This is a genomic window from Kitasatospora sp. NPDC094019, assembly GCF_044764505.1.
Classification (GTDB): Bacteria; Actinomycetota; Actinomycetes; order Streptomycetales; family Streptomycetaceae; genus Kitasatospora.
This window is the reverse complement of sequence record NZ_JBIWIF010000020.1, coordinates 38,588-64,593: the sequence shown is the minus strand read 5'-3', so window position 1 is coordinate 64,593 and position 26,006 is coordinate 38,588. Positions and strand designations below refer to the sequence as shown.

The 26,006-nt window shown below is 74.6% G+C and carries 11 protein-coding genes (1 of these 11 cut by a window edge); 5 read left to right on the top strand and 6 right to left on the bottom strand.

Translation table 11 applies throughout. The features are described 5' to 3' along the window. Positions 1 to 17 precede the first annotated feature (17 nt). The 3 genes from ACIQ9P_RS32590 to ACIQ9P_RS32580 are packed head-to-tail and all read left to right on the top strand — an operon-like array spanning position 18 to position 3,153. A complete protein-coding gene (locus ACIQ9P_RS32590) occupies positions 18 to 707 on the top strand; it encodes a methyltransferase (RefSeq protein ID WP_402364377.1) in 690 nt (229 codons plus the stop codon). 4 nt (positions 708 to 711) lie between these two features. Beyond that, positions 712 to 1,539, top strand: a complete 828-nt coding sequence (gene hisN, locus ACIQ9P_RS32585) for a histidinol-phosphatase (RefSeq protein WP_402364374.1) — start codon at positions 712 to 714, stop codon at positions 1,537 to 1,539. A 48-nt stretch (positions 1,540 to 1,587) separates the two neighbouring features. Continuing rightward, positions 1,588 to 3,153 carry a carbamoyltransferase C-terminal domain-containing protein gene (locus ACIQ9P_RS32580; RefSeq protein WP_402364371.1) on the top strand — a complete coding sequence of 522 codons (1,566 nt, stop codon included), beginning with the start codon at positions 1,588 to 1,590 and terminating at the stop codon, positions 3,151 to 3,153. A gap of 42 nt (positions 3,154 to 3,195) precedes the next feature. On the opposite strand, the gene ACIQ9P_RS32575 is transcribed toward ACIQ9P_RS32580, so the two are convergent. Then, on the bottom strand, positions 3,196 to 4,158 hold the full coding sequence (locus tag ACIQ9P_RS32575; protein ID WP_402364368.1) for a polysaccharide deacetylase family protein: 963 nt from the start codon (positions 4,156 to 4,158) through the stop codon (positions 3,196 to 3,198). Positions 4,159 to 4,362: 204 nt separating this feature from the next. On the opposite strand from ACIQ9P_RS32575, the gene ACIQ9P_RS32570 reads away from it, so the two are divergent. Then, positions 4,363 to 5,928: a CehA/McbA family metallohydrolase gene (locus tag ACIQ9P_RS32570; RefSeq protein WP_402364366.1), complete on the top strand. Its 1,566-nt coding sequence runs from the start codon at positions 4,363 to 4,365 to the stop codon at positions 5,926 to 5,928. A 335-nt stretch (positions 5,929 to 6,263) separates the two neighbouring features. Continuing rightward, positions 6,264 to 6,752 carry an ATP-binding protein gene (locus tag ACIQ9P_RS32565; RefSeq protein WP_402364363.1) on the top strand — a complete coding sequence of 163 codons (489 nt, stop codon included), beginning with the start codon at positions 6,264 to 6,266 and terminating at the stop codon, positions 6,750 to 6,752. A gap of 402 nt (positions 6,753 to 7,154) precedes the next feature. On the opposite strand, the gene ACIQ9P_RS32560 is transcribed toward ACIQ9P_RS32565, so the two are convergent. The 5 genes from ACIQ9P_RS32560 to ACIQ9P_RS32540 form a co-directional block, all read right to left on the bottom strand. After that, a complete protein-coding gene (locus ACIQ9P_RS32560) occupies positions 7,155 to 7,766 on the bottom strand; it encodes a sigma-70 family RNA polymerase sigma factor (RefSeq protein WP_402364360.1) in 612 nt (203 codons plus the stop codon). Positions 7,767 to 8,025: 259 nt separating this feature from the next. Then, entirely contained in the window at positions 8,026 to 9,588 is a 1,563-nt protein-coding gene (locus tag ACIQ9P_RS32555) for a S8 family serine peptidase (protein ID WP_402364357.1), read from the bottom strand. Then, on the bottom strand, positions 9,585 to 12,959 hold the full coding sequence (locus ACIQ9P_RS32550) for a right-handed parallel beta-helix repeat-containing protein (RefSeq protein WP_402364564.1): 3,375 nt from the start codon (positions 12,957 to 12,959) through the stop codon (positions 9,585 to 9,587). Before ACIQ9P_RS32550 ends, ACIQ9P_RS32555 begins: the two co-directional genes overlap by 4 nt. Positions 12,960 to 13,086: 127 nt before the next feature. Next, a complete protein-coding gene (locus ACIQ9P_RS32545; RefSeq protein ID WP_402364354.1) occupies positions 13,087 to 14,610 on the bottom strand; it encodes a hypothetical protein in 1,524 nt (507 codons plus the stop codon). A 106-nt stretch (positions 14,611 to 14,716) separates the two neighbouring features. Next, on the bottom strand, positions 14,717 to 26,006 hold the final stretch of the coding sequence (locus ACIQ9P_RS32540; protein WP_402364351.1) for an EndoU domain-containing protein. Its footprint extends 23,150 nt past the window's final position; only the last 11,290 of its 34,440 coding nucleotides appear in the window; its start codon lies off the right edge, out of view — the gene reads right to left on this strand; its stop codon occupies positions 14,717 to 14,719.

Genomic DNA, 26,006 nt, shown 5'->3' with positions numbered 1-26,006 from the left:
CCGAAGAGGGAGTGGGCATGACTGTCGAGGAGTCGCCGGAGGACGTGGCGAGGGCGCTGCGGCACGCTCTCGCCGGTGACGACCTGCCGGACACCTTCACCCTGCTGGGACGGGAGTGGAGCCTGCACCGGGGTGTCTGGCCCAGCACGCTCAGCGCGGCCACCGAGGTGATGGCCTCGGTGGTGCCCTACCCCCGGGACGGTTCGTTCCTGGAGGTCGGCTGCGGCACAGGTGTCATCGCCGTCACCGCCGCACTCAGCGGCTGTGCCTCCGTCACCGCGCTGGACATCAACGAGAAGGCCGTGGCCAATACCGTCGCCAACGCCGAGCGGCACGGTGTGGGCGACCGGGTCCGCGCCCTCCACAGCGACCTGTACACGGCGCTCGATCCCCGGAGCCGCTTCGACACGATCTTCTGGAACGTGCCCTGGACCTATGTGGAGGACGACTTCGCCCTCTCCAGCGACATCCACTCCGCCGTCTTCGACCCGGGCTACCGGGGCCAGGCCCGCTACCTCGCCGGGGCGCACCAGCACCTGACCGACGGCGGCCGACTGCTGCTGGGCACCGCCGACCTCGGGGACCGTGAACGGCTCGACGTGCTCGCCGGTGCCGCCGGCCTGCGGATCGAGATGCTGCGCAGGGTCCGCCGGATCGAGGAAGTGGGCGTCATGGAGTACCACCTGCTCGAACTGCGCACGAGGTGATCCGGTGACGCAGCCCGTGCCGCCGGAGGAGGACCTCGAACTGGCCCTGCGTCTGGGCGATCTCGCCGACGGGTTGACCGTCCGCCGTTTCCACGCCCTCGACCTGCGGGTCCGGGAGAAGCCGGACCGGACGCCGGTGACCGACGCGGACACCGCCGTCGAGACGGCCGTACGCGAGGAACTGCGGTCCGCCCGCCCCGATGACGCGTTCGCCGGGGAGGAGACCGGCGGCTCCGTCTCGTCCGGGCGCACCTGGCTGGTCGACCCCATCGACGGCACCAAGAACTTCCTGCGCGGAGTGCCGGTCTGGGCCACGTTGATCGCCCTGCTGGAGGACGGTCGCCCCACGGTCGGCGTGATCAGCGCCCCCGCCCTGCACAGCCGCTGGTGGGCGGCGGCGGACCGGGGCGCCTGGCTGCGGCGGGGACCGGCCGGCAGCACCCCCGTGCGCCTGGGAGTCTCCGGCCGCACCCGCCTCGACCAGGCGTACCTCTCCACCACCAGCACCCGCACCTGGGACGTCTTCCACTCGCGCGCGGCCTATCTGCGCCTGGCCGAAGCCTGCTGGGAGGACCGTGCCTTCGGCGACTTCCTCCAGCACTGCATGGTCGCCGAGGGAACGCTCGACATCGCGGCCGAGCCGGTGGTCAACCCCTGGGACATCGCCGCGGTACAGGTCCTCGTGGAGGAGGCCGGCGGCCTCTGCACCGATCTCCTGGGCGCCTCGCCCCGGAGCGGCACCGGCGCCCTGTCCGCCAACCCGCGGTTGCACCGGCTCGCCCTGGCGGCCCTCGCGGCGCCGCCCGCGGCACCCGGGGCGCCCGAACCCTGAGCCCGCCCCGAACCGTCGGACGCGGGATCCACCGAGAAACGGACCATCATGCTGATTCTTTCCCTCAAGGAAGGCCATGACGGCGCGATCGCGGCCGTCGACGACGGCAGACTGCTCTTCTCCCTCGAAGCGGAGAAGGACTCGTTCCTCCGCTACAGCAATCCGACGGCCGAACTGTTCGCGACGGCGGCGGACCGGCTGGACCGGCAGCCGGACGTCGTCGCCCTGAGCGGCTGGATCAAGGGCACCCAGTGCACCGACCAGCCCTCGCGTGCCGGGTACTTCGGTGTGGGCGCGTCGGCGATCACGGACGAGCCCGGCCGGTTCTTCGGCAAGGCCGTGCGCGTCTTCTCGTCCACCCACGAGCGCTCCCACATCATGACGTCCTACGGCATGTCGGCGCTCCGCCGGGACCAGCCCTTCTACAGCCTGGTGTGGGAGGGGAACATCGGCTCGTTCTACCGGATCGACGAGCGCGGGAAGGTGACCCATCTCAAGGAGGTGCTGAACTACCCGGGAAACAAGTACTCCTACGGCTTCGCGCTCGCCGACCCGAAGTTCAGTCCGCACCAGGAGTTCGTCCGGTTCCAGGACGCGGGGAAGCAGATGGCCCTGGCCGGATTCGCCGAGGACCGGCCGGCGACCCGGGCGGAACAGGACGTCGTCGACTTCGTCCTCGGCCAGAAGGAGGTCATCACCGGAAGCCTGAAGGACCGGATGACCGACTCCCCCTTCCACAACGTCGGGGTGGAATCGAGCGCGTACAAGAACCTGGCGGCCCGGCTCTCGGACGCGATCTTCGACCGCTTCCACGCGTACGCCCAGGAGTACCTGACCGAGGGAATCCCGCTGCTCGTCTCCGGGGGCTGCGGGCTCAACTGCGAGTGGAACCGACGCTGGCGCGAGTGCGGGCTCTTCCCCGCGGTCTTCGTTCCGCCGTGTCCCAACGACAGCGGCTCCGCGATCGGCACCGCCATCGACGCCCAGCACTTCTACACCGGGTCGGCCGACCTGGAGTGGGACGTCTACGCGGGCGGCGAGTTCGTGGAGGACGTCGGGTTCGACCCGCGGCGCTACGAGATCCGCCCGCTGGACCACGGTGAGGTCGCCCGCCACCTCCGCGACGGGAGGATCATCGGCTGGGCGCGGGGCCGCTGGGAGATCGGCCCCCGCGCCCTCGGGAACCGGTCGATCCTGGCCGCTCCCTTCACCGAGGAGACCACGGCCAGGCTCAACAGGATCAAGCAGCGGGAGAGCTACCGCCCCATCGCCCCGATCTGCCTGGAGCAGGAAGCGGGCCGCTGGTTCGGCGGCGGTCTCCCCGACCCCTACATGCTGTACTTCAGCCGGGTCGAGTCCGCCGACCTGCGCGCGGTGACACACGTCGACGGAACGGCCCGCACCCAGACCGTCGACCCGGCCGCGAACCCGGCCATGGGCGCGCTGCTGACCGCCTTCGGCGAACTCACCGGATTCAGCGTCCTCTGCAACACCTCGCTCAACTATTCGGGACGCGGGTTCATCAACCGGAGCAGCGACCTGATCGCCTACGGCGAGCTGCACGGACTGGACGGGTACGTCGTGAACGACGTCTTCGTCACACCGCGACGCTAGGGCGCGTCCGCGACGCCGCTGCGGCACGGTCGGCGGCCGGGGTCAGTGGAAGGCGTCGGAGAGGCGGGTGAAGGTGCGGCCGCTCGCGAGGAGGGCCGGGAGGGCGGTGGCGAGGCCGCGGGCGGTGCCCGCCGCGGGGTGGTTCATGTGGGCGATGACGATGGCGCCCGGGTCGGAGTCGAGGAGTTCCCGGTGGACCTGGGTGGCGGGGAGGGTGGCGCCGCCGTCGGCGTTGGTGCCGAAGCCGGCGATCCGCTGGCCGAGGTCGGCGGCGATCCGGGTGGCCACGTCGTCGTAGTGGGCGGTACCGGAGCGGAAGAAGGCCGGGGGGTGGCCGAGCAGGGAGGTGAGCTTGGCGAGGTTGCCCGCGATCTCGTCGTGAACCTCGCCGGGGTCGCGGGTGCCGGCGATGCCGTAGGCCGAGCGACCGGTGACGGAGAGGGGGCGGTGGGTGGTGCCGTGGTTGCCGATCTCGAACAACGGGTCGGCGGCGAGGTCCTCGAAGGTGGCGGGGTTGGCGTCGATCCAGCGGGCGTTGAGGAAGAGGGTGGCGGGGACGCCGTGGGCGCGGAGGGTGTCGACGAGGGCGGCGTCGTAGCCGGAGCCGCCGGGGCCGCCGCAGGCGTCGAAGGTGAGGGCGGTGGCGGTCACGGCCCTGGGGAGGGCGGTGACGACTCCGGGGACGTCGAGGCCCCAGGCGGCGGGGGCGGCGTCGGCGTAGCGGGCGGCGACGACCTCGCGGGTGGGGACGGCGACGGGAGCGGCGGCGGGCACGGGGGCGGCAGGGACGGGGGCCGCGGCGGCCGGAGCCTCCGGGGCCGCGGGGGCAGGAGCGGGCGCGGGCACCTCGGGGGTGGGCGCGGCGGGCGCGGGCACCTCGGCGGTCGCGGTCGGAACGGGCGGCGACACCGTCGGGACCGGCGGCGCGGCGCTCGTCGTCGGCGCGCAGGCGGCGAGGGCGCTGCCGGCCGCGGCCACCAGGAGGGTCCGCCGACTGAGTGACATGCATACGCTCCGAATCTGCCTGACTGTCAGATGATCTGACTACCTCCTATTCAGGGCCCGCCACACCCCCCGGCGCAACCCGGGCCCGTCTTCACGGGGCTGCCGCACGGTGGTGAGGTCCGGCTCACCGGGCGTTCACCCGGCCGAACGCCCGGCGGGTAGGTACCGGGCCGCGAGCATCCCCGGCGAGAGTGGAGGCACCCGATGGCGGAGGACGTGCACGACGAGAAGGCCCGGCCGGGCCGACGCGGACTCCTGGCCGCGGGCGCGGCGGGCGCGCTCGGCGCGGTGGTGGCGGGCGCGGGCAGCGCCCGCGCCGAAGGCGCCCCGGCGGCGGCGCCGGACCGGACGATCACCCTGACCGGGAAGCTGCCGACCGGCGCACCCGACTTCGTGTACCTGCCCTTCGACGTCCCGTCCGGGGTCCGCGAGATCGCCGTCTCGTACCAGTACGACAGGCCGACCGTGCCGGCCGGCACCCCGGGCAACTCCTGCGACATCGGGCTCTTCGACGAGCGCGGCACCGAACTCGGCGGCCGGGGCTTCCGCGGCTGGTCGGGCGGCTTCCGGACCGGGTTCGCGGTGAGCCGGGAGCAGGCCACGCCCGGCTACCTGCCGGGGCCGGTCCGCCCGGGCCGCTGGAACGTCGTCCTCGGGCCGTACCAGGTGGCGCCGCAGGGGCTGGAGTACCGGGTCGACGTGACGCTGCGGTTCGGCGTGCCCGGCGGCGAGTACACCCCCGCCTACCCGCCGGAGCGCGCCCGGGGACGCGGCCGGGCCTGGTACCGGGGCGACTGCCACCTGCACACCGTGCACTCCGACGGGCGCCGCGAGCCCGCCGAGGTGGCCGCCGGGGCGCGGGCGGCCGGGCTGGACTTCGTCGTCTCGACCGACCACAACACCACCTCCGCCCACGGCGCCTGGGGCCCGCTGGCCGGACCGGACCTGCTGATCCTGCTCGGCGAGGAGGTCACCACCCGCAACGGCCACTGGCTGGCGCTGGGCCTGCGGCCGGGCGAGTTCGTCGACTGGCGCTACCGCTCCCGCGACGAGGCCCTCCCCCGGTTCGCCCGCCAGGTGCGGCGGCAGGGCGGCCTGGTGGTGCCGGCGCACCCGTTCTGCCCGTACGTCGCCTGCCAGTGGAAGTTCGGGTACGAGTACGCCGACGCCGTCGAGGTGTGGAACGGCCCCTGGACGTACGACGACGAGTCGGCCGTCGACGGCTGGGACGCCCAGCTGGCGGTGGCGCTGCGCGAAGGGCGTTCCTGGCTTCCCGCGATCGGCAACAGCGACGCGCACAGCGCCCCGCAGGTGATCGGCTCCCCGCACACCGTCGTGCTCGCCGAGGACCTCGACCGCGACGCCGTCCTCGACGGACTGCGGGCCGGCCGCAGCTGGCTCGCCGAATCGGCGACGGTCGGGCTGGAGTTCACCGCGACCGGACACGGTCGGCAGGCCGGGATCGGCGAGGTGCTGACCGTGCCCGGGGACGCGCCGGTGGACGTCCGGCTGGCCGTCTCCGGGGTGCCGAACGGCACGGTGCGGTTCCTGACCGACGAGGGCCAGCTGCACCAGGAGTCGCTGCCCGCCGACGGCGCGGGCACGGTGGTCTGGCGGACGACGGCCTCGCTCGCCGCGTTCGTCCGGGCCGAGGTGCGGCACCCGAGGGCCGACGGGACCCCGGGCCGGGGCAACGCGATGGGCCCGGACCTCCCCTGGGGGCCGATGGCCGCGCTCACCAATCCGATCGTGCTGCGGGCGCGGACGTAGCGGGAGCGGACCCGACCGTGGCAGCGGGAGTAGCGGGAAGGCGAACGGACGGCGGGGAGCCTGCGGGGGACGGCGGGAGGTCCGGGGAGGGGAGGACTCCGGGGCGCGCCGTGGACTAGGTTGATCCTCGACAGCAGTTCACTCGTAGGGACGAGGCGGTCGGCTGTCCGCCTTGCCGGATTCGGCCGGTTCGTGTTCCGGCTCCGGCCGGCCCCCTCGTGTTCCGCCCGTCCCGCCCCGGCCCCGTCCGTCCCCGGCCCGCGAAGGGATCAGCAGCTGTGAACCGTACGACCGTAGGTGGGCCGGAGCTCGGAGGCGGACGGGGGGCGGGCAGCGTGGTCGTCCTCTCCGACCCGGCCGCCGGCGCCGGGAGCGGCGCGGTGGCCCCCCTGGTCGCGGACGCGCTCTACCCCAGCGTCCACCTGCGCGCGGAGGACTTCCGGCGGGCGGTCCGGCAGGGCTTCGTCGCCCCGGACCGCCCGGAGGCACGGCGGCAGAACGTGACCGCGCTGGCGGCCACGGCCCAGGCGGCCTTCGCCTTCGCCTCCGGCGGCTACCAGGTGGTGGTGGAGGGCTCGGTCGCGCCGACCGCCCTGGACGCCTTCCGGCGGGAGAGCCGGGCGACGGGCGCGGCGCTGCACTACGTGGTACTGAACGGGGGCACTGTGCTCAACGGAGGCACGGCCGACGGTGCCGCGGCCGGGCCCGTGCCGCACGCCGACGGGGCGTCCCAGGCCGGCGGGACGCCGACGGACGCGGCCGAGGCCACGGCGGACACGGTGCTGGCGGGGCTGCGCCGGGGGGCGTACCTGCTCGGCTGGTGAAACGGCGGCGCCCGCCCCGGGAGGAGACCGGGGCGGGCGCGGGGGCCCGGTGAGGGCGTCACGGCGGGCCGCGACGGCAGCGGGCACGGGAGCGGCACGACGGCCGCCGGCGGAACCGGGCGGTCGGTCGATTCTGGGGGGACCGACCGACCGCCGGGGCCGCACGGCGCCCCGAGCGGCGACGCCCCGGCGTCCGCTCTCCCACAAGTGCGAACGCCGGGGCGGCCGCGGGCCCGGCGCCCGAACGGGGGTACGTGCGCCGGTGGCGGTGCCGCCACAGTGATCAACGGGCGGTGGATCGGAAGCGGTTCACCCCCTTCCGGTTCGGGTCCGGCCGGACCGGCCGGGGCTTCCCGAAAGGGCAGCGATAAGGGGCGCTCCCCCGCCCGGCCGGTCAGGCGGTCAGCCGACCCAGGCCAGCCGGTGCGCCTCCAGGATCGGCCGCAGGGCGCGGACCGCGTAGAAGCTGCGGGACTTCACCGTGCCGACCGGCACCCCCAGCACCTGCGCCACCTCGACCATCGACCGGCCCTTCATGTGCAACTCGACCAGGACGTCCCGGTGGTGGGGCTGGAGCTCGGCCATCGCCACCGCCACGTCCTGGGCGACGAGCACCTCGTCGTAGGGGTCGTGGGCGCCGGCGTGGTCCTCCGGGGTCTCGTCCGCGACCTCCTGGGCCCGGGCGGCCTGCATCCGGTAGTGGTCGATGGCGATCCGGCGCGCCACCGTGAACAGCCAGGGACGGCTGTGCTCCGGGCCGCGCTGCACGGCCGCCGGGTTCTGCCAGGCGCGCAGCAGGGTTTCCTGGACGATGTCCTCCGCCTTGCCCCGGTCGCCGCTGGTCACCCGGAGCATCGCGCGCAGCAGGTAACCGCCGTGCAGGCGGTACAGCTCGGCGAGAACGTCCTGGTCCAGGGTGGGCCGGACGGCGGGCGCGGCGGGCTGGGCGGGCACGGCGGATACCCGGGCGTCCCCGGAGGTCGTCCCGGCCCGGGCGGTTGCGTCGATGGCCACGGCTGTTGAGCCCCTCACACCATTCATCGGTACCTCGGTCGGTCGGTACCGGGGTCGATCGCTGTCTCGGTGCACCGGGGCATGCCACCGCGATCGGACGGCTCCCCGGGCGGTGCCACGCTGACAGCCCCCGCCAACGCGCGGCCAACGCGGCCGCGAACGCCCGCGTTGGCGGGACGTTGGCCGGCCCGCCGGGCCTCGGCGGTGCCGGTGCGACCGGCGGAGCCGGCCCGGGGACGGGGTCAGCCCGGGGACGGGGTCACGCCGTCGTCCCGCCCTCGCCACCGCTACCGGCACCACCCGCACCGGCACCATCACCGGGCCCGGATCCCGCACCCGCACGCCCGGCCGCGCGGTTGCGGCCGACCCTGGCTGCAGCCGCCGCCAGGCCGAGCAGCACCGCGCCGCCCAGGCTCACCCCGGTGACCGCCGACGCCAACCGCACCGGCCTCCCGTCCGGCGGCGGCGGGACGACCACCGGATCGGCGGTCGCGACCGCGCCCGCCGCCGGAGCCGCACCGGCCCCGGCGGCCGCCGGAGCGCCGACCGCCGTCACCGCGTCGACCGCTCCCCAGCCGACGACCGGGTCCGGCAGCGCCGTCCCGGGCCGGTACGCGGTCGACCGCAGCCGGTCGGCGAGCTGCTCGACCGTCAGCGACGGCGACCGGCCGAGCACCAGCGCCGCCGTCCCCGCCACCAGCGCGGCGGCGTAGCTCGGCCCGGAGACCGTGAAGGTGCCGCCGCCGGGGCCCGCCGCCAGCAGGCCCTCGCCCGGCGCGGTCACGTCCACCCGCGAGGTCCGCCCGGGGGCGACGGCCGCGGCCGCCTGGCCCGCCGCGCCGGAGGCGCCCGCCGATCCGCCGCCGGAGTCGGAGGGCCCGCCGGCCGGGGCGCCGTCCGTGCCGATCGCGGCCACCGCGAGCACCCCGGGGTATCCGGCGGGGTAAACCGGTCCGTTCACCACCTGGCTGTCCGGCCCGACCGGGGCGACCAGCAGCATCCCCTTCACCGCCGCGTAGGCGACCGCGTCGGCCAGGGCCGGTGCGGGCTCCGCGATCGGCGCCGCGACCAGGCCGATCCGGGCACCGCCGTCGGCCGCCGCGCGGATGCCCCGGGCGAGCAGGTCCGCGTTGGTGCTGCCGGCGTCGTCGGTGGCGGCCACCGCCAGCACCTTCGCGGCGGGGGCGACGCCGGACGGGCCGCCGTCGGCGGGCCGGCGTCCGGCCACCAGCGTCGCGAGCACGGTGCCGTGGCCCACGCAGTCGCGGCCCGCGTCGCCGTCCCCGTGCAGCCGGGGCCCGAGCGTGAGCCGCCCGGCCAGCGCACCGGTGCCCGAACCGGCCCCGGCGTCCACACCGGAGCCGATCACGGCCACCGTCACCCCGGCGCCCCGGCTCAGCGGCCAGACGGCGTCCGGGCGCAGGAAGACCTGCGACCAGCTGGGCCGGTCGGCGGCGCGGGCGGACGGCTTGCGGCACCCGTTCTGCCGGACGTCGGAGAGCGTCTGCCCCATCGGGGGGAACTCCGCGGGCTGTGTCCCCGCCCCACCGGCGGCGGCGGCGCCACCGGCGGCACCCGGGGTGGTCCCCGGTACCGCGTTCCCGACGGCCGGCGCCGTGGTCGCCGCCGCAGGACCCGCCGCCACCGGACCGACGGCCACCGGACCGGCCGCCGCGGGCTCGACCCCGGCCCCACCGCCGACCGACGGGGCCGCCGCCGCGGCGGACGCCGCCTCCGGCGCGAGCGCGGCGAGCGCGGCCAGGCCGCAGGCCACCGCGGCCGCGGGGCGGGCGAGCCGCACGCGGCGGCGGCCGGTGCTCACACCGCGCTGCCGGAGCGGTCCACGGCGATGTCCTCGGGCAGCAGCAGGCTCAGCTCCGAGAGGTCCGCGACGTCCAGCCGGCTGAGCCGGCCGGCCTGGCGGGTGATCATGCCCTCCAGCGTCTGCCGGGCGAAGCGGCCGTTGCCGAACGTACGGTCGCGCGCGACGCCGGCGAACAGGTGCTCCAGCGCGGCCAGCGTCTTCGGCGCGCACTCGTACCCGGCCTTGACGGCGTGGTTGCGCACGATGGTGACCATCTCCGCGTCGGAGTAGTGGCCGAAGTCGATCTGGCGGGAGAAGCGGGAGGCGAGACCGGGGTTGGAGGAGAGGAAGTGCCGCATCTCGTCCTCGTAGCCGGCCACGATGACCACCACCTCGTCCCGGTGGTCCTCCATCAGCTTCATCAGGGTGTCCACGGCCTCCTGGCCGAAGTCCCCGCCGCCCCCGTGCCTGGGCGTGAGGGTGTACGCCTCGTCGACGAACAGGACGCCGCCCCGGGCCCGGTCGAACGCCTCCTTGGTGAGCTGGGCGGTGTGGCCGACGTAGCGACCGACCAGGTCGGCGCGGGCGGTCTCGATCAGCTGGCCGCCGGGCAGCACGCCCAGCTCGGACAGCAGCCGCCCGTAGAGCCGGGCGACCGTGGTCTTGCCGGTGCCGGGCGGACCGGCGAAGACCAGGTGGTGGCTGATGGTGGCGGTCGGGAGCCCGGCCTCCTCCCGGCGGCGGACCTGCCGGATCAGGTTGACCAGGTCCTCGACCTGCTCCTTCGCGGCGGGCAAGCCCACCAGGGCCTGGAGTTCGGCCAGCGGCTCGGTGCCGTCGGCCTCCTTCACCGGCGGTTCGAGGTCGACGCCGACGTCGGCCGGGACGAGCAGGGCGAGGTCCTGGTCGCTGATCTCGGGCTGCTCCGCCAGCCGGGTCGCCTGCCGGTCGACCATCTCCTCGAAGACCTTGCGGGCCGCGCGGCCGTTGCCGAAGTCCTCGCCGCGCGGCATCCGCTCGAAGAGCAGCGCCAGCGCGTCGCCGGTGCCCGCGGCCAGCTCGTAGCCGTGGCCGGCGGCGGCCCGCTCCACGATGGTGACCAGCTCGTCGACCTCGTAGTTGGCGAACTCGACGGTCCGGCTGAACCGGGAGGCGAGACCGGGGTTGGAGGCCAGGAACTCGGTGATCTCCGCCGAGTAGCCGGCCACGATCACCACCACGTCCTCGCGGTGGTCCTCCATCAGCTTGACCAGGGTGTCGATCGCCTCCCGCCCGAAGTCCGGACCGGAGCCGCCGGAGCCGGCCGACAGGGTGTACGCCTCGTCGATGAACAGGACGCCGCCGAGCGCCTGCTGGAACACCTCGGTGGTCTTGATCGCGGTGCCGCCGATGATCGAGGCGACCAGGTCGGCCCGGGCCACCTCGGTCAGGTGCCCGCTGCGCAGCACGCCCAGTTCGGCGAGGACGGCGCCGTAGAGCCGGGCGACCGTGGTCTTGCCGGTGCCGGGCGGACCGGCGAAGACCAGGTGACGGCTCATCGGCAGGGCCGGCATGCCGGCCAGTTCGCGGCGGCGGGCCAGCTTGTTGAGGTTGACCAGCGTGGCCACCTGCTCCTTGACGCCGGCCAGGCCGACCAGCGACTCCAGCACCTCCAGCGGTCCCGGCGGCGCGGCCGGGACGGCGGCGCGACCGGCCTCCCCGCCCGGATCGGGGGCGCCGTTCGCGGCGGCGGCCGGGCCGGAGGCGGCGGCTCCCTCCCCGCGCGGGCTGCCGGTGGCGGCCGCGGCCGTGCCGTGGGCGTCGGGCAGGCCGTTCTCCTCACTGGTCAGCTGCTCCACCGCGAGCCGCTCGCTCGCCGCCGTCTGCCGCAGGCCGGAGCCCCGGTTGCGGGACAGCGTGCAGCCGGTCAGCCGGACCGCCTCCACCGAGTCGAGGCGCACCCCGTCACCGATGTTCTCCACCGCGTCGAGCTGGGCCAGGGCGGCCCGCCCGCCGGCGCCGATCCGCACACCGTGGCGGCGGTTGCCGTGGCTGCGGACCCGGGTGCAGGTCAGGTCGCCGCCGTCCTCGACGGCGAGGCCGTCCTCGCCCGAGCCGCTCACCTCGCAGTCGCGCAGCGAGGCCCGGCCGACCTTGCCGACCACCACGCCGGAGCCCTTGGCGCCGCGCACCACCCCGGCGCCGACGAAGGTGTCCGCGCCGTCCGTGATCCGCAGGCCGGCCCGCCCGGGGTCGGTCACCTCGACGCCCTCCAGCCGGCCCCGGCCGTCACGCAGCACCTCGACGCCGTCGGCGCCCGCGCCGGTGACGGTCAGGTGGCGCACCCGGGGGTTGGCGCCGCCGCCGATCGACAGGCCGGGCCCGGTGACGTCGCGGACCTCCATCCGGTCGATGTCGGCGGCGCTCTCCTCGGCCAGTTCGACGCCCGCCCCGCCGCAGCCGCGGACCACGGTGCCCTTGAGCACCGGACCGGAATGCTCGCCGACCCAGATTCCGGTGCCCTCGGCGTCGGCCACCTCGCAGTTCTCGAAGTGGCCGCGCGAACGGCCGGTGATGTGGATGCCGTGCCCGGCGGTGCGGGCGGTGGAGCAGCGGCGCAGCTCCGGGTCGGTGCCGGAAGCCAGTGCGATGCCGTGGCCGGTGGTGGCACTGACCACGCAGTCCTCCAGCACCACCCGGGCCGCGGAGCTGATGTAGACGCCGATCGCGGTGTCGCGGACGGCGGTGCGCACCAGCCGGGTCGTGGAGCGCTCCTCCAGCGCGACGGCGGGCTTGTCGGTGACGGAGATCTCGCAGTCCTCGAAGGTGCCGCGGGCCTCGCCGTTGGCGCAGATGCCGTTGCCCCGGGCGTCCCGCAGGACGCAGTTGCGCAGCAGCGGGTTGGCCCGCTCACCGACCACGACGGCGGAGGTGCCGAGGTGTTCGATGACGCAGTCCTCGATCACGCTGGTGCCGGTGGAGGTCTCGACGATGCCGGCGCCGGCCGGGTTGGTGACCCGGCAGTCGCGCATCGCGAGCGAGCCCTGCTGGCGGGTGAGGACGGCGGTCCAGGAGGCGCCGACCACCTCGCAGTCGGACAGCGCGGCCTGCCCCCGGGGCACGTCGACGGCGGGGAGTTCCTCGTCCTGCCCCTGGACGACCAGGCCGGTGAGCTGGACGGCCTCGGCCACCACCTGGACGACGCAGCCCCGCCGGGCGGTGATCCGGACGCTGCCGCGCGGCTCCGAGGCGGTGATGGTGACCATCTTGGTGATGACCAGGTTCTCCTCGTAGCGGCCCGGGCGGACGGAGATCACCGCTCCGCTGCGGGCCGCCGCGAGCGCGTCGCCGATCGTGCGGTACGGGCCGCCCCGCTGTTCCGGGCACACCGTCAGCACATGGCGCGACATGGCCGTCCTCTCCTGGGTCTTCATGGGTACGTCGTCGGGCGGGTCGGGACGGGGTCGGACGGGTCGGAGCGGGTCCGGACGGGACGGGGGGCGGTCCGGAGCGGAGATCCGGGCCGCCCCCGCGCGGTCAGGAGGCCGTGCAGTCCGCCCTGACGGCGGAGGCCGCGATGTGCGCCTTGTCGGTGGCGGTACCGGCCCAGTCGAGGCCGCGGGAGTGCAGCATCACCGAGATCTTGCCGCCGGAGACCGCGAACGCCTTGCTGGTCACCCAGCTCCCCCGGCTGCTCGTCTGGTTGACCGAGAAGTCGCCGATGACACCGGAGTTCGGCGTCGAGGAGTTCTGGACGGTGTAGTACGCGGGCTTGCCGCCGACCAGCTTGTAGTCGCTGTTGTTCGGCACGTGGACGGCGATCGTGCAGCTGCCGGTCGTGACCGGCGCGGTGGAGAACGTCCAGACCACCGAGTTGTCCTTGTCGTCCTTGGTGTCCGAGCCGGACATCGGGAGCGACACGTACTTGCCGTTGCAGCCCGAACCGCTGTACCCGCCGGTCGAGCTGCTCAGCCAGCCGGTGGAGCCCTGTTCCCAGTAGCCGTGCTGGGCGTAGGCGACCGAGGCGGTGCTGCAGTTGCCACCGCCGATGGCGCTGTAGGTGGCCTTGGCGGCGGCGGGCGGCTGAACGGGGGGCTGGGAGGCGGGCGGCGGCTGCGGGGCGGGCTGCTGGGGCGCCGGCTGCTGCGGGGCCGGTTGCTGGGGCGCCGGCTGCTGCGGAGCGGGCTGACCCGGCGCGGGCTGCTGCGGAGCGGGCTGACCCGCGCCCGGCTGCTGCGCGGCGGGCTGGCCCGCGGCGGGCTGGGTCGTCCTGCTGTTGCCGGTACCGCTGCCGCCGGTGCTGCCGCTCTGTGTCCCGCTCTGCGGTGCCTTGCCCACCGGGGCGGTCGTGCCGGCCGGCTGGCCGCCAGGCACGACCGGGGCACCGGCGGTGTTGCCGCCGCCGAGGGCGATCCCGGGAACGGTGCCCGAGCCGTCCGGCGAAGGCGCGGTGAGCGCGGGGTCACCGGTGGCGGGCGGGTCCACGGGCGCCGGGAGCGGGAGTCCGGTCGTCGGCGCGTCGGTCGGCACGGGCGGCTGGACGTCGTCGATCTCCGGTCCGTCGACCAGCTGGGGGTCCGCCCGGTTCACGCCCCGGTCGTCGCCGTGCTTGTCCGCGCCGTCCGTGATCAGGAACGGCAGCCCCATCAGCACCACGCCCGCCGTGGCGGCGGCGACCAGCGCGGGGCGCCGGAACCGGGGCCGACGGGACGTCTCCTCCGGCTCCTCGCCCTCCGCCTGCTCGGCCCCGACCGGCTCCGGTGCCCCAGGCTCCTCACCGGGGCCGAAGCCGTCGGCGGACATGGACGCGCGGACGACCGCGACCGGCGGCACGGCGGCGGCCGTCACCACCGGCGTGACCGGCCCGTACTGCGGCACGGCGACCTGCTCGGTCGGTGCCTCCGCCGCCGCGGGGACGGCCGAGACGGCAGCGGCGGCGCCGCCGGCGGAGACGGCGGCACCCGCGGGCGCCGACTCCTCCTCCATCTCCCACTCCATCGACGGCAGCTGGATCCCCGCCGCCCCGCCCCGAGCCCCGTTCCCGCCCGTACTCGTGCTCACCGCAGCTCCTCCGGCCTCGCATGCAGTCCCAGTCGACAGGACCACCCCGCCGACTGGACTTCGGGTGCTCCTACTCCGTTCCTACGGCCGGACCCGGCCGTACGGTTCACGAGCGCCCACCGCCGCCGCCGAGCAGCTGCGTCAGGGTGCTGAAGATGCTCTCCTCCAGACTCTCCATGGGCTCCGGTTCCTCGTGCTGCGGTGGCCCGTCGGCCTCGTGCGGCGGCAGCGGCGGGTTCGGGCCCTGGGGCGGGAGCGGCAGCGGGACCTGCTGGTCCGGCGGCGGGACCTGCACCCAGGAGTCGTCGGACACCTCGCTCCCGGAGTCCAGCAGGTCCGAGTCGACCGAGAGGTTGTCCGACTCGCTCCCCAACCGGGTGTTGGGGTGCAGGTAGAACTCCTCCTGAGCCGTCCGATAGGTGGCACTGGTCGTCTCGCGCTCGTGCCACGGACCCGACAGGTCCGAGTCGACCGAGAGGTTGTCCGACTCGCTCCCCAACCGGGCGTTGGGGTGCAGGTAGAACTCCTCCTGAGCCGTCCGATAGGTGGCACTGGTCGTCTCGCGCTCGTGCCACGGACCCGCCGGGATGTCGCGTCGCGGCCCGTCGGCCGGCAGCGGAACGGCCGACCGGAGGTTCTGCGGCGGCTCCGTCCGCAGGGCCGAAGGCCGGGGCGGGCGGACCGACGACGGCCCGATGCCCGGCGTCCACCCGTCGGTGTCCTGCTCCAGCTCCGGCATGTCGTCGTCCGAACCCCGCCGCGACGACGTGTCGGCCTTCGGCTCCGACTCCGACTCCGAGGTCAGGTGCTCGTCCTCCGAGGTGTGCCGCAGCTCCTCCACCGACGCGCGACGCGACGGGGGCGGGGGCGGCGTCTGCGGCAGCGGGACCTGACCGGGCTGGATCGGGACAGCCGGCGGGATCTGCTCCACCGGCGCGTCCTCCGCCGTCCGCACCTGCTGCTGCTCCTGTTGCTGTTGCTCCTGCTGTTGCTGTTGCACCTGCTGTTGCTGTTGCTCCTGCACCTGCTGTTGCTGCTGCTCCTGCTGCTGCTCCTGCACCTGCTGCTGTTGCTCCTGCACCACCGGCTCGCGCCGCACGGTCGACGGCTGCATCTGCTCCCCCGTGTCCCGCGACGGCGGACCGACCACGAACCTCCGGACTCCGCCCGCAGGTCCGCTGGCGGGTTCTGTTCCGGCCTGCTCCGCGCGCCGCACAGGGGCGGCAGTGGTCACGATGACCACCTCCACCTCGCGCGGCGTCGTCCGGAGCACCGCGCGCAGCCGCTGCTCCAGGCGGTCGGCCTCCCTCATGGCCCGGTCCGCCGACACGTCCAGGGTGATCTCCACCCGCTGCGGCGCGTCGCCCTCCGCGCCGAGGACCGTCCGCCGGACGTTCTGCAGCAGCCTGTTCATGTCGTCGGTCCTACGGGCGTCCGCCGCCAGCCGGATCGTCGGATCCGGGCCGACCGCCGGCTCCCGCAGGCTCAGATCCACGGACGGGCGCGGGCCCTCGGCGTTCCAGCGGGCGTCGATGTCCGCCGCCGACAGGTCGAGGTCCGCGCCGACCTGCTCGGCCAGGTACTGGAGCCGGCGCCGCTCCTCCACCGGGATCACCCCGCCGTCGCGTACCAGGCGGAGGTGCTCGAAGGCCCCTCCGTTCGACTCGTTCCCGGCGAGGACGAGCATCCGGTCCAGGCCCCTCAGCCACCGCCCCGCCCGGTCGCCCTCGGTGCCGAGGGAGCCGGGGAGCAGTTCCCGGGCGGCGCGGCCGACATCCAGGATCCGGGCACGGGCGGCCGGGTCGCCCGATTCCAGGCCCAGCGCCTCCGCGATGGACCGCACCGCCGTGCTCGGCGCGCCGTGCAGCAGGAGTTCGCCGTCGGACATACCCTCGACGGGCGTACGCCCGTCGAACCGCAGGTAGCCGCCGGCGGGGACGTCGATGCTCCCCTTCACATCATCGACCGGGATGTCGATCTCGATCGCCATGAGCTCCTTGCGCGTGAGCGTCTTCCCGTCCTTGTGGTAGAGCACCTCCACCTCGGCGAAGCCCTGGTAGCGCGCGGTGTCGGTCTTGATCTTGGCGTTGTTGACGATCTGGCCGCCCTCGCCGGTCGCGAGGTCGGTGCGGTGCTGGTAGGCGCCGTCGAGGTAGCCGCCGATACGGCCACCGACGTAGTCGTTGAACTCGCCCTTGCCACCGCCGGTGACGCGGAGCGCCGCCTGGACCGAACGCTGCGCGTTGACGCCGTCGGTGACCGAGGTGGTGTTGGTCGGGTTGGACTCCGACTCCGCGTCGGTCCGGACGAACTCCAGCTGCTTGATCCTCACCCGCACCTCCACCCGGACGTCGCCGGCCAGGTCGGGCGGTCCGACCAGGAGGGTGGAGTTCCCCGGGCCGTCGGTGAGGGTCGGTGCCCCGGGCTCGGGGGCCCCGCCCGCGTTCTCCACCGGCGTGCGCGGGACGAGCGGAGTGAGCGGAGCGCCGAGGCGGCTCGCCAGCGCCACCGGGTCGATCATGCGGTCCACCATGCCCTGGAACCGGCCCCAGGCGTCGGGGCCGAGGAACTCCGCCGCCCCCGCCGTCAGTTGCTGCCGCGCGTCCGCTCCCATGTCGACTCCCCGGACCACGTCCGTGTCGACCAGCCCGTGCGTCCACACCCGGTCCGGCGGGATCCGGACCACGGTGTCCGCCGCCGTGCGGTCGGTGAGTCCGCGCAGTCCGGCCCCGCGCGGCGCGGTCGCGGAGTCGAAGACGTTGCCCGGGTTGGGCGTGGCGCCGACCGGCGCCTGCGCCCTGGTCTCGGCGACGTCGATGACCGTCTCCATGCCGAGCGGGCGCCGGAAATAGGCGTGCTTGGTGGCCATCACGAACGGGGGCGTGGTGCCGACCGGTTCCTTCCACTCGACCCGGAAGTGCAGGTCCGCCTCACCGCTGAAGACGCTCGCGTTCTTGGGCTTCACCTTGGTGGTGTTGCCGGAACCCGTGCGGTGGGACCAGGTCTCCTGGGTGTCGTGACCGGTGGACCCGGTCAGCGCCCCGCCCGCGTACCAGGCACCGCCGTTGACGGCCACTGTGGTGCGCAGCTGGTGGCCGGAGCCCGACCCGCCGCCGGTCGCCCCGTCGGCCGCCGAGTGGGAGTGCTCGGTCTGCGTCCCGGTGTTGAACTCGGTGGTCGTGGTGCTGCCGGTATGGGCCAGCCTGCGGACGGACGCTCCGATCCGGATGGTCACGCCGCCGTCGGAGACGACCAGTTCGCGGCCCGACATCATGGCCTTGAGCTGGTCGTGCAGGGTGTTCGGGGTGAGGGTGTCGTAGAGCTTCTGCCGGAGGCCGGACCTGCCCAGGCCGTCCAGCCACTTGGTGATGTTCCGTCCGCCGAACTCCCCCGGGTCGCCCGCTCCGCGCAGGAGGGCCTCGGCGAAGTCCGGGGTCCTGGCGGTGCTGTTCCCGCCGGCGCGGTTCGCATCGGCACTGTTCGCGACGATGGTGTTCGTACTGGTGTTGTTCGTGCCGAGGCCGTCCGTGCCGAGGCTGTTCCCGGCGGCGCTGTTCTCGTTGGCGTGCCCCGCGCCGGGGTTGCGGTCCGAGGAGACCGATCCGGTGTTCCGGTGGGACGACGCCGGGCCGTTGTTCACGGCCTCCGGCACGAACACATTGGTGACGACGTCCGAGGACCCGAGCCGATGCGTCTGCCAGATGCGGTCCGGAACGGCGCGCGGCGTGTCCACCGGGCTGTACTGCGGGGTGATGACCTCCGCCCCCGCCCGGATCTCGCGGAGCTTCGTCGTACTGGGGATCAGGCCGCCCCTCCAGCCCCGGATCTCCACCTCGAAGGTGACGTCGGCGTCGGACACGGCGGCCCTCGACACGTTCTTCGCCCGGTTGACGGTGCTGCCCGCGGTCTCCAGCGCGATGCCGGTCGCCGAGTCGTGCCGGTAGGAGTAGTCGACTGTCAGCACCCTCTTGCCGTCCGAACCCGGCTTGCCGCTCAGACCGGCGGTGCCGGTCATGCGGTCCCGCTCGTCGTAGGAGACGCCGTGACCGGTCCGGTTCTGGGTGCCGACCTCGATCTCGGCGTCGTTCACCTCGCGGCGCAGCACGGGGGCTTCCCTCAGTCTGGCCCGGACGATCACCTCGGCCGACCAGCCGGCGCCGCCGACCGGCACCTTGAGCACGCCGCCCCGGGTGAGCTGGGACAGGTTGGCCTGGAGCGTCCTCGGCCCGAGTTCCTCGGCGAGGATGCGGTCCAGTTGCCGGGAGACGCCCCCGCGCGCGGCGAAGCGCTTCTTCAGGGCGGCGCGGACGTCCGTGAGCACCTGAGCGCCCCCGCTCCGCCCGTCGGGCAGGTCCTTGAACGAGACCACCGAGGAGGCGCTGAGCTGGTTGCGCGGCAGGACGGTGTGGGTCCGCAGGTGCGGCTCCAGCGGCAGCTCGGCCTTGGGGGCGCGCACGCTGAACTCGGTGTCGAGGAACCTCGTGACGGAGCGTGGATCACCCCTGCCCTCCAGGGTCAGGGTCAGCCTCACCTGTCCGCCGAGGATGTCCTGCGCGTCGCGGATCTTGCTGTTCGCGTAGAGCTTGTCCGCGGCGGAGTCGCGGGTGCCGACCCGGACCCGCTCCTGCCAGCTGAGGTCCGTATTGCCGTAGGGCTGGTCGGCGACCATGGGGAACCCGATGCCGCCCTGCTTGACCTCGTGCTTCCCGGTCTGCCGGCGCTCCGAGCTGAAGGTGCTGGTCTCGTTCTGCCGGCTGAGGTCGGCGTTGGCGCTCTGCCTGAGGTACTTCGGATCGGGCTCGAGCGTGGCGGTGACGGTCACCTTGAGGTTGCGTCCCAGCACCGTGTCCTTGAGGACGCCCGGCTTGCTCTGGTCGAAGGAGCTCAGCTCGAACGCCTCCCCGCGGGTCATCGCGCTGAGCCGGGAGGCCAGCGCGGGCTGGGTGACGAGCTGCATCACCTCGTCCCGCACGGTCGGCCAGAGGCTCCCGTAGTACTCCGCGCCGTTCTTCTCCAGCCCGGCCCGCAGCTTGTCGACGGAGCCGATGTCGCGGACGACCGTGGACTCCGGCAGGCCGTTCTCGACGATCCTGGCCACCGCGGCCGTGGCCTCGGCCGAATCGTGCTTCGTCGGCGTCAGCAGGTCGGACCGCGGCATCACCGTGCGGAACCCGACCGGGACCTCGACGGCGTCGCCGAGCTGCTGGTCGCCCTTGTGGACCACGACCTCCAGGTACCCGTCGCCGTCGAGGACGGCGCCGGGTTCCTTGGTCTTGGTGGTGACCGCGGTCTCCAGCGTCCGGCCGGAGATGTGGATCGAGTCCGACCCCTTTCGGCCGCCGTAGGAGGCGTTGACATTGCGGTCGTCGAGGCCGATCCGGCCGCCGCCCTGGAGCTGCCGGAGCCCGCTCACGACCTTCCGCCGGAGCCTGGTCACCACGTCGCCCGCGCCGGTGTTGAACTCGGTCTCGCTGGTGAGGGCCAGGACGTTGAGTTCGCGGTTGGCGGCCCTCACCTCGATCCGGACGTCACTGCCGGGGATCCGCAGGACGACGGACTCGCCGTTGGTCATGCCCTTGAAGTCCTGCTGGAGGCGCTGGTAGCCGAACTCCGCCACGAGCCGGTCGGACAGCGAACTGCGGTCGCTTCCGAGCGCGGCCCTGACCTCGGCGTTCCCGGCGAGGAGGTCCACCACGCCCGCCATGACCTGCCGCTTCAGCGGCCGGCCGGGCGGGGTGTTCAGGGGCTGCAGCTCGACGCCGCCGCCCGCGTCCTCGCCCGGCGTCGTGCGCAGCCGGGGCTCGCCCTTGGCGTGGACGTCCAGCATGACGTGGGACAGGTGCAGCCGGGCCTGGGTCCGGCGGGCCGGGTCGAAGCCGTCCGGCCAGCCGAGGTGCGCGGGGTCGAGGGCGTCGGCGGTGGCCCGGGTCTCGCGCTGGGGGATGCCGACCCGGATCGGGGTCGTCACGACGTTCGCGGCCGCCGGGTCCAGTCGGGTCGACAGGTCCTCGGTCCCGCGTCGGCCGGTCGGCTGGTAACCGACCTCCAGGTGCAGCCGGCCGTCGAACATCTCGGTCAGCTCGGTGGTCTTGGACCGGGAGAAGAACCGTGCCCGGGTGGTCAGGCCCTCCCAGGACATCAGGTCGCCCTGGACGCCGCCGGTGGCCTGGACCCGGAACAGCTTGAAGAAGTCGAACCGCCCCTGCAGGCCGAGTCCGAGCCGCTTGCGGCCACCGGTGGTGGTGCCGAGCGTCACGACGCGGTCGCTGCCGCCCTCGTACTCGAACTTCGCCTTCGCCTTGTCCCCGGCCCGGTGCACCAGGTCCGCGACCTCGCCGCGGACGGTGACGGTGCCGTGCCGGGCGTCGGTCCCGACCGGGATGTGCAGGACCTCGCCCCGGGAGAGCGAGGAGACCTGGGCGCGCAGGCCGGAGTCGCTGAAGAGGCTCTCCGCGAGCGTCCTGGCCAGGGCCTGCCGGTTGACGGTCCCCTCGGGAAGGACGTCGGCGATCCGCGCGGCGAGGTTCACGACCAGCGCGGTGTTGGGCTCGCCGACGCTGGTGACCATGTGCGAGCCGGAGAGCATGCCGGACTCGGTGACGGTGCGCGGCGGCAGCAGCGGTGCCCGCTCGTCGCGGTTGGGCGGCGGCACCACGAGGGACTCGTCCTTCAGCGGGGGCGCCACCTCGATCTCGTCGTTGGACGGAACCCTCGGCTGCTCCTCGATCTCGTCGTTGGACGGAATCCTCGGCTGCTCCTCGTCCTTGGCCGCGGGCTTCGTCGGCCTGGTGTTCGAACTCTCCCCCTCCGTCACCGCCTTCTTCGCGGCCTTGGCGTCCTCCATCTCCTCGAACCGCCGGTTGATCTCGCGCAGGTCCAGTTCGTCGGTCTCCCGCTTGCCCGGCGCAAGGTTCTCGTCGGCAGGGTAGAGGCCGGCGTCCTCGCTCTCGTCGGTCGTGGTGGCCTTGGCCTTGCCGGCAGCCCTCTCGCGGATCTGCCGCTGCTCTTCCGCGGTCAGCTCGGATTCCGAGGACTCCGAGGACTGCCGCCGAAGCCGCTCCTGCTCCTCCGCCTCGCGCCGGAGCCGGTCCTGCTCCTGCTCCTCCGCCTCGCGCCGGAGCCGGTCCTGCTCCTCCGCCTCGCGCCGGAGCCGCCCCTGCTCCTGCTCCTGCCGCCGCTCCGCGGCGGCGACGGTCGAGTAGCCGTCCTGCTCGGTGTGGTCGAGCGTGGTCCGCCGGCCGTTCGCGGGGCCGAACTCGGCGAGCGGCGCCCGGTTGTCGCCGACGTCCACGAGTGTCACCCGCAGGTTCAGCGCGGCCGCGCTGAGCACGGCGAAGGCGTCGCGGACGGCGCGCGGATCGGTGGCACCTGCCCCGTCCTCGTGCCAGGAGGTGACCTCCCGCCGCAGGTCCTCCACGAACGCCGGCCAGTCGGCCGGCTCGTTCCCCATTCGGCGGGCCCAGGCGGTGTAGAGCTCGTGCGCCTCCCGCGCCAGGTCCGGGTCGTCCCGGAACCGCTGATCGACCAGGTTGCGCAGCGCCTGCTCCGCGGCGGCCGGGTCGGCGGCGAGCCGCCCGGCCTCCTCCTCGCCGAACAGGTCCCGCAGCAGTCGCGGGTCCTCCTCGACGAGCGCGCGCAACAGCTGCGAGCCGACCGGCTCCTGCTCCGGCAGGACGGCGTCGCGGGGGACGGTGACGCCCTCGCCGACCGGGGTGGAGTGCTGCCGCGAGCCCTCCTGACCCGGCTCGCCCCAGACCTCGGCGATCCGGCCGCCCTCGCGCCGGACGTGCACGGTGACACCGCCGGCGGCGCCGTGCACCACGCCGTCGGCCGGCGGCTGCTGCCCGGTGGTGCGCCGGGCGTGGTCGAGCACGACGCCGGCCGCGAGCCGGATGTCGTCGGCCGACCATTCGCGCGGCAGGCCGGGGCCGCGCGGGTCCCGCCAGGCGTCCTCGGTGAACTCGGGCCGGAGCGCGCGGACGTCGAACTGCGGGACGAGGGGCGGGAGCTGCTCCCCCGGTCGGCGCGGGCCGGGCTCGCGCAGCGCCTCGGGGCCGCCGGTCGGCAGGACGAGATCGGAGTAGGTGGTGACCGTACCGGCCCGGTCGAACAGCTGCTGCAGCGGGCTGCCGGGCGCGTTCCAGCCGAATCCGGGCAGCAGGCCGCCCAGCAGCGCCGGCAGGGTGGTGCCGGCGGCCTCGGGCGCGGTGAGGCTGCGGTAGGCGCCCGCGGGGCCGTCCGTCGGCACCACGGTGACGTTGACCAGCAGCGGCTGCCGGTTCCCGTTGGCCTGGGCCCAGACCTGCTGGGCCTGCTGGGTCAGCTGGTCGGTGAAGGCGCGGACCTGCTGGTCCGTCACCCCGCCCGTCCGCTCGACGTGGAGCGGGACGACGATGTCGACGCCCTCCTGTCCGGAATTGAAGAGCACCCGCTGGACGTGGAGCTGTCCCGTGCCGACGGTGACCGGCCGGACGGGACCGGTGGCGATCACCTGCTGCCGGTTCCAGACCTCGGTGTGGGCGCCGGGCTGGAGCCCGGTGGGCCGGTAGGCGAGGTGCTGGCTGTTGCGGCTGAGGCCCTCGATCCGGACGCCGTTGGCCTCGCCGATCCAGCGGTAGGTCCGCTCGTCGATCCGGACCCGGTGGAACGCCTGGGCGTGCGCGGTCTCGACCGCGTACAGAACGGCCGTCCGGCCCCACTCGCGCGGGAACATCGTCCGGGCGGAGGTCCCCTGGGGTTCGAACCAGTGGTTGCGGAACTCCGCGAGCGGCGCGTCGGGGGCCACGGTCGCGTCCAGGAAGCGCACCCGGGCGCGGTAGGTGCCGTTGGGGTGGAGGTCGCCGCGTGCGATCACCTCGACCCCGCGCTGGCGCTGCCAGGCAGCGAGGTCCAGCTCCCCGGTCGGGGTGAACTCCTGGTGCAGTCCGGTGAGGGACTGCCGGTCGCCGTAGCGGGAGATGTCCTGCGCCCGCTGTCCGTAGCGGAGCAGACCGTCGGGCCGCGAGGGCGCGTGGTCGAGGCCCTCGCCGCGCGGCGGCAGCGGGCCGAGGTCGGACAGGCCGTCCCAGGGGGTGGCCCGGCGGGGACGGACCGGCGGGGCGGCCGGGGCCGGCGGCGCCTGCGGGTCCGGCTGGGTGTCGGCGGGCCTGAAGGACAGGAACCGGTCGCCGCGGACCTCGCCCTCGATCCGCACCCCGGCGTACTCGCCGGTCCAGCGGTACCGGCCGGGGCCGGCCGGGACGACGCCGTTGTGGCGCAGCGCGTCGAGGTACGCCTGCTCGGCGGCGTAGACCGCCTCGTCCTCGGTCCAGTTGCGCGGGAACAGCCGCCGCCGGGTGCGGTCGGCGGTGGGCGCGGGCCCGGTGGTGAGCAGGTCCCCGGCGGTGCCGCTGGTGCGGACGTCGGTGACGGTGCGGCGCGGGCCGGCCGGGGCGGTCCCGTACTCGACGTGCAGGACGCCGTTGGGGTGCTGCTCGACGATGCCGGTGGGCCGGCGGCGGTCGGAGCCGGGCGGCGGGAGCAGGTGGCCGCCCTCGGCGCGGCGGTCGCCGAACAGGGCGGTCTGCCGGACGTCCAGGCCGAAAGCGGCCCGGGGCGGCAGCGGGTGGCCGTCGGGGGCGTGCCGGGTGGGGGTGAGGCGGGACGGCTGGGTGCCGAACACCTCGTCGATGGCGGCGCCCAGTTCGCGCAGGTTGCGCGCGGCGAGGGTCGGCGCGCCCTCGATCCGCTGCGGGCCGATGCCGGCGAGCTGGTCGGCGGAGATCCGGCCCAGCTCGACGTGGTCGGAGCCCATCATCCCGGCGTCGGTGTAGATGGTGTGCCGGTTCTGGTGGCGGCGGTACTCGTCGTCGAAGCCGAGCAGGTGACCGAGCTCGTGGGCGAGGACCTCCGGGGTGGATTCGAGCGACCAGGTCTCGTTGTTCTCGTGGAGCGGGCGGGTGAAGAGGTCGACGATGTGGACGTGGTGGTTGACGTCGGCCGAGTGCTCGACGAACTCGGGCCGGATCCGCAGCAGGTCGCCGTTGGGGAGGCGGTGGCCGGTGTTGTAGGCCGCGTTGACGCCCCGCCAGGTCCGGTCGATGACCTCCCCGATCTGCTCGTCGGTGAACTGCTCCACGGGGGCGTCGTAGAGGTGACCGTCCTCGCTGTCGAGGTCGCTGTCGAACTCGCCCTGGTCGCGGCGGATGTGGATGCGCACCACGATCTCGGTGGCGGGCTCGCCGTCCTCCAGGAAGCCGCGCCGCGCCTCGTAGCCGCGCAGACGGGCGGCCGAGACGGACCGGCCGAACGGGTCGGCGGGGGCCCGGACCTCGCGGGCCCCGGTGACGAGGGCGAGCTCGGTCTCGGCGGGGTCGACCAGCAGGGTGAGGTCGTCGCCGTGGTCGGTCCCGGCCGGGGAGGACTCCCGCTGGGACTGCATCTCGACGTCCTGGAGCGCGGTGTCCCGCTCCGCGTGCTCGTCGGTGATCCGGACCACGGTCTCGCTGTCGGGGCCGTGGTGCGCGGTGTTCCCCTGCTGGTCGGTCACCTCCAGCCGGACGTGCAGGGCGTGGGCCAGCAGCGGGGCGAGCGCCCCGCCGAGTCCGGCGTCCTGGGTGCCGTCCGAGGCCGCCAGGGCGTGCCGCAGGGCGTGCAGCTCCCGGGCGGTGTCCAGGCTCGGTTCCCGGCCGGGGCGGAAGGCCCTAAGGGCCTCCGCGGGCAGATCCGCGGGCCCGGTCCGCTGGAGGTACTCGGCCACCTCGGTGGTCATCAGCCGGCGCAGCTCCGGCCGCCCGGTGTCCGGGTCGAGACCGTGGTGCCGCAGCAGGGCCTCGACGAGCTCGGGCGAGGCGTCCACGACGGCGTCCAGCAGCGGGTGGCCGTCCGGCGGCACGAGGTGCGGCGGGACGGCGGGAGCCGCGGGGCCGGAGGTGTGGGACGGTCCCGGGTTCCCGAGCGGCGGGACGTGCAGCTGCGGGAGGTCCCGCTGGTCGCCGATGCCGCGGTAGTCGGTGATCCGGCCGTCGACGACGTCGATCTCCAGCATGACGCCGCGGTAGGCGTCGATGACGACGCCCGTGTCGGTCGGGCCGACCCGGTTCTGCTCGACGAGCCGGGTGACGGCCCAGCGCGCGTCGCGGGCGGTCCACTCGCGGGGCAGGCTCTGGTCGGCAGGGAGGCCGTGCGGGTCGAGGTCGGCGGCCGCCGGGGTGAACCGGAAGTCCATGGCCTCGATGGCCCGCCGGGTCTCCGGGTCGGCGCCGGCGGTCACGGCGGGCCGCTGCTCGCCGGGCCGCGGCGGGCCGGGTTCGCGCAGGTCGGCGGGGACGCGGGGGCCGCCGTCGGCGGTGCGCAGGTCGCTGACGAGGTCGACCCGGGTGGGCGCGTCCTCCTCCAGCCGGACGGCCGTCTCGTGG

What these genes read in the sequence shown, in the direction of transcription:
- ACIQ9P_RS32590 (WP_402364377.1), top strand. Translation starts at nt 18, where the DNA reads ATGACTGTCGAGGAGTCGCCGGAGGACGTGGCGAGGGCGCTGCGGCAC.
- ACIQ9P_RS32580 (WP_402364371.1), top strand. Translation starts at nt 1,588, where the DNA reads ATGCTGATTCTTTCCCTCAAGGAAGGCCATGACGGCGCGATCGCGGCC.
- ACIQ9P_RS32575 (WP_402364368.1), bottom strand. Translation starts at nt 4,158, where the DNA reads ATGTCACTCAGTCGGCGGACCCTCCTGGTGGCCGCGGCCGGCAGCGCC.
- ACIQ9P_RS32570 (WP_402364366.1), top strand. Translation starts at nt 4,363, where the DNA reads ATGGCGGAGGACGTGCACGACGAGAAGGCCCGGCCGGGCCGACGCGGA.
- ACIQ9P_RS32550 (WP_402364564.1), bottom strand. Translation starts at nt 12,959, where the DNA reads ATGTCGCGCCATGTGCTGACGGTGTGCCCGGAACAGCGGGGCGGCCCG.